The sequence below is a fragment of the Sphingomonas sp. 1F27F7B genome (assembly GCF_005503355.1).
Taxonomy (GTDB): Bacteria; Pseudomonadota; Alphaproteobacteria; order Sphingomonadales; family Sphingomonadaceae; genus Sphingomonas.
In genome coordinates, this window is record NZ_SCMK01000003.1 from 1 (window position 1) to 13,882 (window position 13,882).

Genomic DNA, 13,882 nt, shown 5'->3' on the forward strand with positions numbered 1-13,882 from the left:
CGGCAGCACTGGCCGCCCCGATCGTCGTGCCCGACAGCAGCGCAGCCCCCGCCGGCGCCGCGCTGCCCACCCCCAATCCGGCGAACAGCTTCGCCAACGGCACCCGGGTCAGCACCGTCACCGCCACCGCATAGGATACCTGCGCCTGCACCGCCCCGTCGAACCACGCATAGCCGATCGTCGTCGTCGCGCCCGGCGAAGCCTGGTAGATGTAGCCGTTGACGTAGCGATAGCCGCTGCTCACCGACGAGGTCAGCGCCCCCAGCGCATAGCCTGGCGTCTCGTCCTACGGCGCGCTATGCCGCCTTACTCTCCAGATCGGCTTCGATAGCCAGGATAATCTTCTCCGCCTTGAGCGTCGAGAAACTAATCCCCTTCGACGCGAAGTGTGCCGCTGCCAACCGCACCGCCTCGCGCAAAGCCCCACCGACAAACTCCCTGATGCCCTTTCCGGCAGCGACTGTCTTAGGCACCGCGATCTTCACCACCAGCCCCTTCTGTTTCTTCGAGAAGTGGCCAAGCTCATAGCCCTCAAACTCGGGCTGATATATCGTTCCCGGCACAATAAAGATCGGGTTGATCCACGCCTCCGCACCATCGTCGTAGTTGGAAGCGCGAACATTAGCGGCCACGTTCATGGACCGCATGACCGCTTGATCAATTGAGCTCTCTCTAAGCTCAGGCCCACCAAAATCGGCCCCAATCGCAATCACATTAATTTCCTTGCCGTGCTTTAACTGCCCAGTATTCGCGATTCATTTGCCCTGTGGGATTGGAGATCACCATCTGGCGTTCCAATGCCATCATGTCCGCTCGGGTTCCAGATGTGACTCGAAAGATGCGCTTGTCGCTCATGAATGATCTAGAATAGCGAGCATCGGGATTGACCGATATTCCATATTTCAGAAAGGTCCCATCCTTTTGATACAGCTCATATAGATAGGTGGTCCGCCCCGACAGTTTCGAGTTGCCGTGGACGCCGTTTTGGCCATTAACAATGTTCAACTCACGCTGGTTACCGATCCCGGGCACCCGCACCCCGGCCATGCCGCCCACAGCGAGCAGAAACCCGTCCCCGGCACTGCCTAAGCCATAGCCCAGATCCTGTGTGGCCTGATCTGCGCCCGACTGGATCGACACGCCGGTGGCGATGCCGCTGATCGTGCCACCTTCAAGCCGGTCGAGCCGCGCCGCCAGGGCACGGCCTCCAGGCGTCATCCCGCGATAGGGATCGAACATTTCAGCGTTGCGCTGTGCCGCATCGGGCACGCGGTAGGTCGCCCATTCGCCAAGCCTCCCGAACGTGGTGCCAAGCGATACCTTGTTCGCATCCGAGATGATGTTGCTGAACTGCCTGCCTGCATCATAGCTCGAACGCCCACGTAGCGGCTGCCCCATCCTATCATAGCCGGCTCCACTTCTGACGCTGGGTTGAAAGAAAGTCACAACGATGCGTTCGGCTTTTTGCTTGGAGCGATCATGAGGATTGTGTCCTCCCAAGTTCGTGTCCGCCCAACTGTCAACCCAGTCAAGAAAACCACGCTGCCTCTTGGCGGTCACGGTGATGGCCTCACCATCATATGTGACCGTTGCGTTATGTTTCTTCCCATCATCGTTCGGCGCGAACCTGAGATTAGTTGGGACATCGGAACGCACATTCGGGTCGGGAACGTCCTGAGTGTCGCTGTCGGCCCCATATCCGGCGGCGGCATAGGCACCCAGCGCCATCCTACGCCGTGACCCGCCCTGCGCCATCCGGTCGGCCACCATCCCCCCAATGGTCTGCCCGATGATATCAGGCAGTGCGGCGAGGATATTGTCGCCGAAGCTGGTGCCCTCGAGCAGGCCGCGGGCCGCCGCATTGGCAAGGCCGCCGGCGGTGTTGCGCACCACCTGGCCGCCAAAGCCGCCCAGCCCGACCGCGCCCGAGGCGCCCATCCCCAGCCCCGCCGCCGCCACCCCGGCAAAGTCGAACTTCGATTGCAGCCCCGTCGCCACCCCGATGCCCTGGCCGATCGCGCTGCCCAGCGCCCCGCGCACGGCGTCGCCCAGGAAAGGGCTGCCGGCGACCGCGCCGAAGCCGCCCGCCAGCCCGCCAGACACGCCCGCGCTGATCCCCGCCAGCGCCACCCCCTTCCAGCTGAACTTGTCCTGGATCCCCGCCGCAACCCCGAACGCCTGGCTGGCCGCGCTCGCCACCGCGCCTGCTGCAACGCTGCCTCTTGGCATCCCAGACCTGGCTATGGTCGTAGAGGACGGCCCCGCCCTCCACCGTGTCGGTCTGCCGCGTCTGCCGCCCGAGCAGGTCGTAGAGATAGACGCCGCCGCCCACCTCCCGGTCGATTACGCCCATCCCGCCCAGCGACCCGCCGCCATTGTCCACTAGGATGCTACTGCCTTTCTCTTGTTTTCGCTGTTTCTTATCCTGCGAAAACCCAGGCACCGGCAACCATCATTCTGCAACTTCAAAAGCGGCGAGCACAGCTTTGCCCAAGTCGGGCGAACCCTCGGGAAGTTCCAGCACGTTATCTGTCATAGGGTCAAAGCCTTCACTTCCGCCCATGTTGCGGTAAGGCGTAACCTGAATCCTGCCATCCTTAAGGTGTACATCTACGCATCTCGCAATTTTTGAGAATGTACTCCAAGAGGAAACGCCGGCTTTTGACAGCAACGAGCCAATGAGGTTGGCATCTGGTGCGGGTGTTGGAACGCCACTCCGAGAACTGACTAGCGCTGCGGCGACCGCTTTTTGGATGCCGCTCTCGTCGCCCCCTTCCACAACCGAGGTTTCCTGATCGGCGATCCAAAAGCCTGCTTCCGTCTTGTGTGACGCGGCTATGAACAGCACCCCTTTGCGACGATAAATGGTTGCCGATTTGCTCATGCTGAGAACCTCATCACGGATAGTGAATGACATTGACGGTGACCCCCTTCGTCGGACCATATTTGATAATTTGATTGAGGGTGGCCTGCTGCGCTGCTGTTCCGCCATGCGGGACCACAACGTCAAGAGCGCGTCCAGAAATCTCACTTGAGCGGATCGTTCTACCTGCCCAAACTCTACCGTTGAAGTCTGCCACCTTGTCAACGTAGCGGGTCAGCGTATTTCGGAGACCATTGCCCGTAAGGTACGAAGCCCCGTCGAGATCGATGCTCTTGATGCTAGTTGCAATGCCGTTTTCAAACCGATCGATGACCGGGAAATTGCCCGGAAGATTATGCCCTAGCGCTTGCTCTATCGCCTCGCCGCGAGGTCCAGCGCCCAGTTTCCAAACATTGACCCCTCCACTTTCTGCGGCGACAGCGCGACTAAGAAGGTACCTGCGGCTGGCCGAGCGTGCTGCTAGGCCGGCGCCGCCAACGGCAGCGCCGCCCTCGAGCGGGCCACCCGCCAGCATCAGCATCGGCGCAGCGAGAATTCCCATCTGGAAGTCGAACTCGCCAAGTGCGGCCTCCACGCGCCCCTGCGTCGCTACGATCTCACGATCCTGGCGGTACATGGCCGCGTCCACCGAGCCAGGGTTCGCCAGGTCCAGTTCCAGCCATGACCGGGCGATGTGCTGGGCGGCAGGATTGTCGGAGTAAATGAGGCCCCGCCAGCCAAGACCCTGGGCCCCGGGTTCTATGGCCTGGATCGATACCGTCAGCGTCGGCACGTACATCGGCGGGACGACGATATCGGGATGGTCCGGAGTCCCATATGTCCACGCGCTGGTCCCTTCCATGGGAACATGCTGGCCAATGAACTCTCCTTGTTCATTGCGCCATTGGCGATAGTGGGCACTGCCTTGAACCACATCCCTGAAATCGAAGGCGGCGCCCGGAGGACCCGAGACCGAAACCACGCTGAAATGCTCGGCATTGCTTGTACCAAACCGTCCATCGGAGACGGCCGCATAGCCTCGAACCGAATAGCTGTATGTGCCGGACTCGGGGATGACGATACGTGTCCAACTCGTGGCGTCGCTGTATAGACTTTCGGCAATGCCCCCGATGCTACCGCCCGAAGCCGCCGAAATCGCCCTGCTCAGCGCGCTACCGTTCAGGATCGTCCGGCTTATGCCACCGCTGACGACAGGTTCGGACAATTGAGCGTTGCTGTCGGCCCCATATCCGGCGGCGGCATAGGCACCCAGCGCCATCCTACGCCGTGACCCGCCCTGCGCCATCCGGTCGGCCACCATCCCCCCAATGGTCTGCCCGATGATATCAGGCAGTGCGGCGAGGATATTGTCGCCGAAGCTGGTGCCGTCGAGCAGGCCGCGGGCCGCCGCATTGGCAAGGCCGCCGGCGGTGTTGCGCACCACCTGGCCGCCAAAGCCGCCCAGCCCGACCGCGCCCGAGGCGCCCATCCCCAGCCCCGCCGCCGCCACCCCGGCAAAGTCGAACTTCGATTGCAGCCCCGTCGCCACCCCGATGCCCTGGCCGATCGCGCTGCCCAGCGCCCCGCGCACGGCGTCGCCCAGGAAAGGGCTGCCGGCGACCGCGCCGAAGCCGCCCGCCAGCCCGCCAGACACGCCCGCGCTGATCCCCGCCAGCGCCACGCCCTTCCAGCTGAACTTGTCCTGGATCCCCGCCGCAACCCCGAACGCCTGGCTGGCCGCGCTCGCCACCGCGCCTGCTGCCACACCGCCCGCGATACCGGCAGCACTGGCCGCCCCGATCGTCGTGCCCGACAGCAGCGCAGCCCCCGCCGGCGCCGCGCTGCCCACCCCCAATCCGGCGAACAGCTTCGCCAACGGCACCCGGGTCAGCGCCGTCACCGCCACCGCGATGGCAACCATCAGGATCGCCCCAAAGGCCCCGCACTTGTTCTTCCTGGCGGCCTGGGGCTGCGGGGTGGTCGGCGAGGTGTCGCCATAGGCCTGCAGGGGGTCATAGGCCTTGAAGGTCGATGCGTTGTTGGTGTTGCGCATCACCCCGGCAGGCACCGAGAGCGTCTGCCCAGCGGACAGCGGCACGTCGGCCCCCAGCCCGTTCGCCGCCGCCAGCCGGTACCACAGCCCCGCATCCCCCCACAGCGCCGAGGCGATGCTCGACAGCGTCTCGCCGCCCCGCGCCGTGTAGCTTCCGCTGGCGCTGCCCTGGCCATAGCTGTTGATCGGCGTCAGCCGCTCGTTGAAGTCGGCATGGCCGGTGCCCAGCGTCATCCCGTAGCGGAACGCCCCCGAGCCGCCCCACACCGTGCGCGTCCGGTCGCTCAGGCTGCCGGCATAGCTGTTGTCCCAGGTCCCGTCATTGCCCGTATAACCCAGCTGCCGGCCGTTGAACCGGTACCAGACCTCGTGCGGATCCCCGCCGCCGAACGTGGCGGGGTTCCACGCATTGCCGTCCTCCTCGTCGCGCCGGATCGCCTGGCCCAGCGCGTCATAGGTCGCCGTGATCGTGCGCGGCCGCCCGTCCTGCACGCTCGCCGACTGGAAGCTGCCGCTCGCGCCATTGGTGTACCAGCTGTTCTGCGCCGCGCTCCCCGCCACCGCATGGGACACCTGCGCCTGCACCGCCCCGTCGAACCACGCATAGCCGATCGTCGTCGTCGCGCCCGGCGAAGCCTGGTAGATGTAGCCGTTGACGTAGCGATAGCCGCTGCTCACCGACGACGTCAGCGCCCCCAGCGCATAGCCGCTGCCGGCATCGTCCGAATAATAGTTGGTGGTGCTGGTGGTGACCAGGTCGGCGCCCTGCTTCTGGTAGACATTGTCCTGCCACACCCGCCCCTTGGCATCCCAGACCTGGCTATGGTCGTAGAGGACGGTGCCGCCCTCCACCGTGTCGGTCTGCCGCGTCTGCCGCCCGAGCAGGTCGTAGAGATAGACGCCCCCGCCCATCTCCCGGTCGATCGCGCCCGTCCCGCCCAGCGACCCGCCGCCATTGTCCGCATAGCCGGTGACCGTCACTGCCGCCGAGACCAGGTTGCCCAGCCCGTCATAGCTATAGGTCTCGCGGCTCTGGCCGTAATAGCTCCGCTCCTGGAGCTGGTAGTCGCCATTATAGCCCGGCTGCTCCACTTGAAGCTCGTGCCCCAAGGCGGGGTCGAAATCCGGGTACCACACCCAGATCTGCGCCTGACCCTGCAGCCATTTGTCGCTCAGCGCCGAACGCCGCTGCCCCGCCGCGTCATAGCTCAGATCGACGCCCACGGTGCCCCGCACGATCTGCCCGCCCGACAGCATCCCGCGATCGGTCACCACCCGGTTCATCGTGTCGTAGCGATACCAGAAGGTCGGCGACTGCTGCCCGTCCACCGTCGAGACTGCGCCATTGCCGCCCAGCAGGCTATGGACATTGCTCTGCGAACGGATGTTCCCGTTCGCATCGTAGCGCCAGCTCACCGATGCGGCAGGCGTCGTCCCGTTCCCCGCCTCGCTCCAGCTCGTCATCCGCCCCAGCGCATCATAGCTGGCGGTGGCGTTCTGGATCACCATGCCGGCGCGGGTGCCATATTCGGTAAGCTTGTTGCCGACGAGATCGTAGCTGGAGCTCTGGGTGGTGGCGATGCCGCCCGCGCTGGTGCTGATCGACCCGATCTGACCGTTGTTCAGCCAGGCGTAGCTCGAAGCCTCGGTGCCATGCGCGCCGGTGGTGGTGCGGCTGGTCATCCGGCCGGCCAGGTCGTAGCCGGCGCTGGTGACATGGCCGCCCAGGTCGGTCTTGGACGTCAGCCGCCCCTGGAAGTCGGTGCGCGAAACCGAGGTCATGCCATTGGCATAGCTGGTCGTCGCCACCCAGCCGCCGAACGTCCCCAGCCCCGACGTGGCCATGGCGCCGTCCCAGCCATAGCTGGTCGTGGTGGTGTCGCCGCCGAACGCCATCTGCAGCGTGATCCGGCCGAGCGCGTCATATTGGGTGCGCTCGCGGCCGGCATAGCCGACGGCGTTGTTCCACGCGCCGATGCGCTGGCCCAGCACGTCATAGGCATAGGATTGCACCAGCGTGCCCGCCGCCGTCGCCGGCCGCGTCACCTGCGTGAGGCGGCCGAGCTTGTCATAGGCCATGCTCGTATGGCGGTTGAGCTCGTCCCAGCTGTCGACCTGGTCGCCGAACACGTCATGGCTGTTGGCGACGACGCCGCCGTCCGGATGCCATTCGCGCACCACCAGCGCCGGGCTATCGCCATAGCCGGTGCCGGCGAGCAACTGGCGCGTCGTCTTCACCCCCGAGCCCGTCTGCACGCTGTTCGCGTCCTGCGTCCCGATCAGCCGGCCCGAGATGTCGTAGAACATCCGCTCGGTCGGGCGGGTGCTCGATACCGTGCCGTTCTCGGCAGTGACGGAGACGCTCGGCCGCTGGCTCTGCGTCACCCGGCCCATATTGTTGTAGCTGTAGTCGGTGCGCCGGCCATAGGCATCGTCTTCCCAGGCCAGCTCGCCGAACGCGGTATAGCCCCGCGCCGTCGCGATGTTCTGCACCGCACCGCCCACCGCGGTCTGGCGCTGGATCTGCACCGCCTGCACCGCCTGGCCGCGCGCGTCATAGACGGTCGCGCTCGCCGTCACCGTGCCGCCGGCAATCCGGCCGATCGCATCCGCCTGCGACATGCCCGACAGATCGGTGCTGCCGTTGCTCTCGATGGCGAGCGTCTGCCGGCCCGCCTTGTCATAGACATGGATCCGCCACACCCCGTCGCCGGCATTGGACGCGACCAGGTGCCCGGCAGTGTCGTAGCGGAACTGCTCCTGCCACCCGCCATTGGTGCCGCGCGCGGTGATCGCGCCGAACGCATCATACGCGCTCTGCGTGGAACTCACTTCGCTCCAGCTGCCGCCCGCGATCGTGTTGATCGCCTGGCGCACGACATTGCCGGCAAGGTCGTACTGGTACGAGATCCCCTCGGTCACCAGCGTGCCCGCGCCGGGCGATCCGCCATTGCCCAGCTCGCGCGTGTAATATTCCCCGACCTTGCGGCCGGCCGCATCGTAATAATAGCTGCGCACCTGCCCCAGCGCGTCGCTGACCCCGCTCAGCCGGCCCGCCCCGTCATAGAGATTGGTGCTGATCCGGTCGTTGCCCGAGACGTAAAAATCGCCTTGCCGCGTCACCGTCAGCTGGCCCAGCCCGTTATACTGGTAGCGCACCGTCGGCGTCACGCCATTGAAGCCCGGACGCGCCTCCTGGATCAGCCGCCCGGCATTGTCATAGCTATAGGTGGTGACGTCGCCCGTCGCCTCGGTCTTGGTCCGGACCTCGCCCAGCGCGTTGTAGCTGTACTGGATGTCCGCCCATTTGCCGCCGCCGCTGACCAGCTGGCCATTGGCCGCGTTCAGCGACCAGGTTTCGACCAGCCAGCGCGATTCGCGGATGCGCCGGCCCATCTTGTCGTACGCGAAATTGGTGACGCGGTCGTCGCCTTGCGTGCCCGGCGCGCCATAGCCCGCGATCGAGACGCCAGTCGCCTGCCCCGCATAGCGCCGCTCGGAAAGCACGTTGCCCTCCGCATCATAGCTCCACGTCGTCAGCCAGGAACCGGCATCGACCTGCGCGGTCTTGCGATCCAGCGCGTCGTAATAGCTGTGGACCACCGCGCCGTCCGGCCTGGTCGTGCGCACCACATTCCCGACCACGTCATAGTCGTAGCTCGTGGTCAGCGTGACGTCGGTCGCATAGGCATAGGCGCTGCCGTTCCAATAGCCGACGCCCTGGGCCGCGACGCTCGTCGTCTTCAGCCGGTCGAGCGCGTCATAGCTGTGGACCGTCTCGCGATACGCGCCGCCGGGATTGCCCGGCGGCGTCCCGCCCGCCGTGCCCGGCAGCGCCACCAGCGCCGCCCAGGTGCGGCTCGCGGTCAGGTTGCCCGCCACATCATAGGCGAAGGTCGACAGCACGCCCTGCGTGCCCGACGTCCCCGCCGGCGCCACCGTCGCGATCCTGCGGTTCAGGTCGTCATAATAGCTGAGCGTCCGCGCGCCGTTCGCGTCGATCGTCTCGACCAGGTTGCCGCGCGTGTCGTAGCGATAATATTCCCGCGGCGTCGCCATGGCCTGCCACAGCCCCACCGACACCGCCTCGCCCCATTTCGACGTCAGCCGGTTCGCCTTGTCATAGGCGAACCAGCTGTCGCGCTGCTCGGCCAGGCCGTACGCCTCGATCCGGTGCACCACATTGCCGCGCGCGTCATATTCATAGCGGTTGCGCGAGAAGGCCGCCGTGACGATGTTGCCGCTCCCGTCGCGGATCGCCTGGACCCTTTCCTCCGCCAGCAACCCGCGGCGATCATAGCTATATTCGGTGACCCCACCCAGCTTGTTCTCGAACCGGATCCGGTTGCCGAACGCGTCATAACCGCTCGTCTCGACCCCGCCCTCGGCATCGGTCGTCGTCAGCAAGCGGCCCAGCTTGTCGTAGCTGAATTGGGCAATCGCGCCCGCGCGGGCGATCCGGTCGACCTCGCCAAAGGCCGTATAGCTGGTTGCGGTGACGCCATTCCCGGCATCCCGCACCGAGATCGCCCGGCCCAGCTGGTCATAGGCGCTGTAGGTATAACGGAGATTGGCGTCGCCGACGGCAATCAGGTCGCCGAACACATCGTAGACGAAATGGCTGGTCTGACCGAGCGCGCCGGTCTCGCTTATCTTTCGGCCCGCATTGTCATAGGCATAGCTGGTGGCGTGGCCGTTCGGGTCGATCGTCCGCACCAGATCGCCGAGACCATTATACTCGAAGCGGGTGCGCGCCTGTTCGGCCGTGCCATAGGCGTCGTAGCGCTCCACCAGCCGGCCGGCGCCGTCATAGCCATAGGCGGTACGGGACTCGTCCGCCGTTCCTGCCATCCAGATATCCTCGGCAAGAGTGCCGGTGGCGTTGTATCGATAATGGTGAAAACCGCGTTCGGCATCGAAGGCGTAGACGAGGTTTCCCACCGCGTCATAGGTGCTGCTCGTGACCGCGTAGCCCGACGCGGCGCGATAGGCGGTATCGACATCGCGGATCGTCCAGGCGTCGGTCACCGAGACCGGGTTGTCGGGGCGCGAAACCCAGAAGACGCGGCCTGCCTCATCGATGCCGTATCCGGTGATGAACCCCCCGGCATCGATGGCCAGCTTGCGTTCGCCGCGCGCGGAATAATAGGTGCGGGCGACCCGATCCGCCCCATTCCCGTTCGCCGCCGCCCAATTGTCCATCGCCGCCTTGCCGGGAGGGCCGCCCACTGTATTGAGCGTGGCGAATTCGGTCCGCTTGATGACCTGACCCATCATGTCATAGTCGAAGCGCACCACTGCGCCTGCCGCGTCGATCGCATAGGCGAGCCGGCCGGCAGCATCATGGACGGAATAGCTGACCCGGTCGGCCGAGCTGCTCGCGAGCGCCGCCACCGCGTTCTTCACGCTGGCATAGCCATAGCTCGACAGTGCGCCGAGCGTACCGGCATATTGGGTGGTCTGGCGTACCAGGCCGATCATATCGGCACCTGCGCCATAGCCGAGCTCGGTGACATGGCCCAGCGGATCGATGGTGAAGCGCAACAGCCCCTGTCCGTCATGGACATAGCGCGTCGACCGGTCCGTGGCACTGGCGCCGGCGCTGTCGAGCAGCGCCTGGAAGCTGCCCGTGGCGCGCAGCGCCGCACTGGCCGCATTGGCATAGGCGATGTCCTGCACCTTGCGTCCGGCCGCGTCATAGACCGTCCGCGTCAGATAGCCTTCGCCGTCGAGCGCGCCGATCCGGTTGCCGGCCTTGTCGTAGAAGAGGCGGCTGACGATATCCTGCTCGGAATCGGGCGGCGGCGTCGGCGTGAAGCTCGGCATCGCCGCCTGGCCGATACCCGCCACGCTGATCATCGGCGCGACGATGCCGAACGAGCCGGCACCCGACCCAGAGGCTCGCATGTAGATTTCATATCGGGTGACCACCGCGCCGGCAGGCACGGTGACGAACGCCGATTTCGGCGTCGCGCCATTTTGCGGGCCGTTCACCGCGCCGATCCAGGGATTGCCGACCATGTTTCCGTCGGCGTCGTTGAACCAGAGGACAAGCGACGCCTCGGCCACCGGGCCGGATGCCAGCAACGATCCCTGTACCGCCAGACGCTGGCCCGGCTTCACCCCCAGGAACGGCCCCTGACCCATCGACATGAGATCGTCGCCGTTGCCGTTGAAATAGGTCTGGAACGAAGGCTTGCCGTCTACCGTACCGGCGACGAACTGCCCGTTCCACATGCGGGCCGGATCATAGCCTACCCACCATTGATCGGTGCCCTTGCCTTCGCTGTTCAAGAGCAGGTTCGCCGCCAGGCTGCGCCCGTCTTGCTTGAGCAGCGCCAGCGCGCCCAGCTTGTTCGCCCGCTGCGCGGTCTGGATCAGCCGGCCCGACGCGTCATAGTCATAGGTGACGACCGAACCGTCGCCGGCAATGTCCTGGGTCACCCGTCCTTCGGCGTCATAGGTCTTCCAGCTCCAGATGTCGCTCGCCGAGGCGGCCGGGCGGACCGCCGCCATTTCCGGATTGGAGTTCGGATCCGCCAAGAGCGCCAGCGCCGCGCCGTTCGCCGCGTTGCCGTAGCGCACCGTTGCCGCCAGCCGGTCGGCGGCATCGTAGCGATATTCGGTGACCCAGCCGAAACCATTGACATCGGCGATCTTCCGCCCGGCCTTGTCGTAGACATAATAGCTGGTCGCAGTGGGATCGGCCTTCACCCGCAAGCGGCCCGCGGCGTCGTAGCGATAGGCTTCGGTGGCGACCGCCACATAGTCGCCGCCGTCATGAGAAGCGACCAGCTCGCCCGCCCGGTTGTAGCTGGCAACCTTGGTATAGCCATTGGCCTGGACGATGATCGTCTGCATGCCGGCATCGTTGAACGCGATCTCGGTCCTGCCGCCATTGACGTCGATGCTCGCCACCACGCGGCCGAGGCCATCATAGACGAAAGTCTCGGCATTCCTGCCGGTGGTCTGGCGACGGAGCAGTCGTCCGGCCTGGTCGTAGACGAAGCTGGTCTCGGTATAGCCCTCGGGGTTCGCGGCGATGCCGCTGAAATGTGTTTCACGCAGCAGGTTGCCGCGCGCGTCATAGCTATATCGGACCTGTTCGACCGCAGTGGGATCGTCGAGGCTCGCGATCCAGTTGCCGATCTGCGCGCCAGCCGGCATGGCCGAGGGCGCCAGCCCGCTCAGGTCATAGGCCTTGCCGGTATAGGTGATGGCTTCGGTCAGCTGTTCCTTTGAATCGAAAGTATAGGCGGTGACGCGCCCTTCGGCACCGATGCTATAGAACAGCCGCCCCGCCGGCCCATAGATATTCCGGGCGGTATGGCTGGCGGGCGCCGAATCCTTGTTCGATCCGGTGCGCGTTTCCGTCACGATTTGGTTGCGGCTATTGTAGGTTCGCGTGACCGTGTTGCCGAGCCGGTCGGTCGTGGTCAGGGCATTGCCGTTGGCGTCGTAGGTGTAGCTGCTGAGATTGCCGAACGGATCGGCAACGCTGGTGAGGTTGCCGCTCGCATCATAGGCGAACTGCGTCACTTGCGCCGCCGCCCCGGCATAGGCCGCCGGCGCAGTGATCCGGACGAGCTGGCCCGCGCCATCATAGTGCAGCGTCGTCACCTGCCCGGTGGGATCGGTGATGCTGGTATAGCCCGCACCATAGGCGATAGCGGTGTCGCGCGTGACGCCGCTCTCCACGGCCTGGCGCATGCCGATGACCCGGCCGGCGCCGTCATAGTCGATCTTCAGATGGGAGCCGTCGGTCTCGCTGATCGTATCGATCAGCTTCGAGCTGCCGACATAGGTATAGCTGGTCGTGTAGACGTCATTGTCGCCGATGTGATAATTGGCCGGGGTCCGGTCGATCGTCACCGTCGCAAGGCGATTGAGCCCGTCATAGCCGTAGCGCGTGCGCGTCATCTCCAGCATGCCGGAGAATTGCCGATCCGGCCGCGTTGCCAGATAGGCCTGATGCTCCGGACTGTCCGCGAACCAGAGCAGCAGTTGCGCGCGCCCGACGGAGCCGGAATTCAGACCGTCGAGATAGAGCGCACGCCCATCAGGATCGGCAGAGCGCCGCAGCACCGACTGATACATGAAATCGACATATTCCGCATTGGACATCTGGTGGATGCCATGGGCATTGGCGCCGTAGAAAGATTGCGCAACCTGCAAAGGCGTACTGCCGAAGTTCAGGTAGGTCAGATAATAATAAAAACCGCCCTTGTCGGGCGCGACGTCGAATGCCGCATCATAGAGGCGATATAATTGCTTCGCATTTTCCAGCTGCTCCGGCGGGCATTTATAGCCGGTTACGATCTCGACCAGGTTGTTTCCGGACCAGAGATAGTCGATATATTCGCCATTGGCATTCTCGATCCGAGCGAGATTGGCGCCTGAATAGGTGAATCTGGTCCTCCCCGCCAATGTCGATTGGTCCGTGATCCGCCATTCGGCGCCATAGGCGGCATAGGTCTCCACGATCCTGATACGCCCCCGGCTGTCGCCATCGGTCCAGGTCCAGGTCGAGCCACCAAAGGTGAGCTTGTCATAGGCACCCGCCCCGTCGGTCGCGACATAGGCCGAGCCGTTCCAGCCATAGGTGATCTCGGAGCCGTCGCCCGAGCGCCGCCTGACCGTGCTGCCCGCATTGTTGACGACACCCGTCAGGCCGAAAACGCGCCGGTCGGTGCTCTGCCGCCAATTGTCGCCATTGTCGTCGGTGAAGTTGCCGAGGCTGTTATAGGTGCGGCCGATGGCAACATCCTCGCCCTGACCGACGAGATACTCGTCCCGGCGGCTGACCAGCAGATTGCCGTTCGCCGCATTGAGCGAGACCTGCTCGCCGCTCCGCCCGAAACCCGCCGAGCCCAAAAGCCCCGACGAGCCCAGCACATTTCCCGAGCCGCGCTCGAACCCCGTGCCGGCGCCGGTAAAGATCGCAACCATCCATTCCCCCCAACCAA

General features: G+C 65.0%; 5 protein-coding genes. All 5 read right to left on the reverse strand.

The window, feature by feature from the left end:
* Nucleotides 1-244, reverse strand: a 244-nt coding sequence (locus FFS08_RS03340) for a hypothetical protein (RefSeq protein WP_137871809.1), incomplete at its 3' end; no start/stop codon positions are given.
* A 52-nt stretch (nucleotides 245-296) separates the two neighbouring features.
* A complete protein-coding gene (locus FFS08_RS03345; protein WP_137865124.1) occupies nucleotides 297-713 on the reverse strand; it encodes a hypothetical protein in 417 nt (138 codons plus the stop codon).
* A gap of 1 nt (nucleotide 714) precedes the next feature.
* Nucleotides 715-2,199, reverse strand: coding sequence for a hypothetical protein (locus FFS08_RS03350; RefSeq protein WP_137871810.1), 1,485 nt, complete (start codon nucleotides 2,197-2,199; stop codon nucleotides 715-717).
* A 253-nt stretch (nucleotides 2,200-2,452) separates the two neighbouring features.
* The gene (locus FFS08_RS03355; protein WP_137865122.1) at nucleotides 2,453-2,884 is read right to left on the reverse strand and encodes a contact-dependent growth inhibition system immunity protein; all 432 of its coding nucleotides are present in this window, start codon (nucleotides 2,882-2,884) and stop codon (nucleotides 2,453-2,455) included.
* Between the two features lie 13 nt (nucleotides 2,885-2,897).
* Complete coding sequence (locus FFS08_RS03360; protein WP_137871811.1) at nucleotides 2,898-13,865, reverse strand: endonuclease toxin domain-containing protein; 10,968 nt, start codon at nucleotides 13,863-13,865, stop codon at nucleotides 2,898-2,900.
* Between the last annotated feature and the right edge of the window lie 17 nt (nucleotides 13,866-13,882).

Excerpts from the sequence above, each read along its gene's own strand:
- FFS08_RS03355 (WP_137865122.1), bottom strand. The coding sequence starts at position 2,884 with ATGAGCAAATCGGCAACCATTTATCGTCGCAAAGGGGTGCTGTTCATA.
- FFS08_RS03360 (WP_137871811.1), bottom strand. The coding sequence starts at position 13,865 with ATGGTTGCGATCTTTACCGGCGCCGGCACGGGGTTCGAGCGCGGCTCG.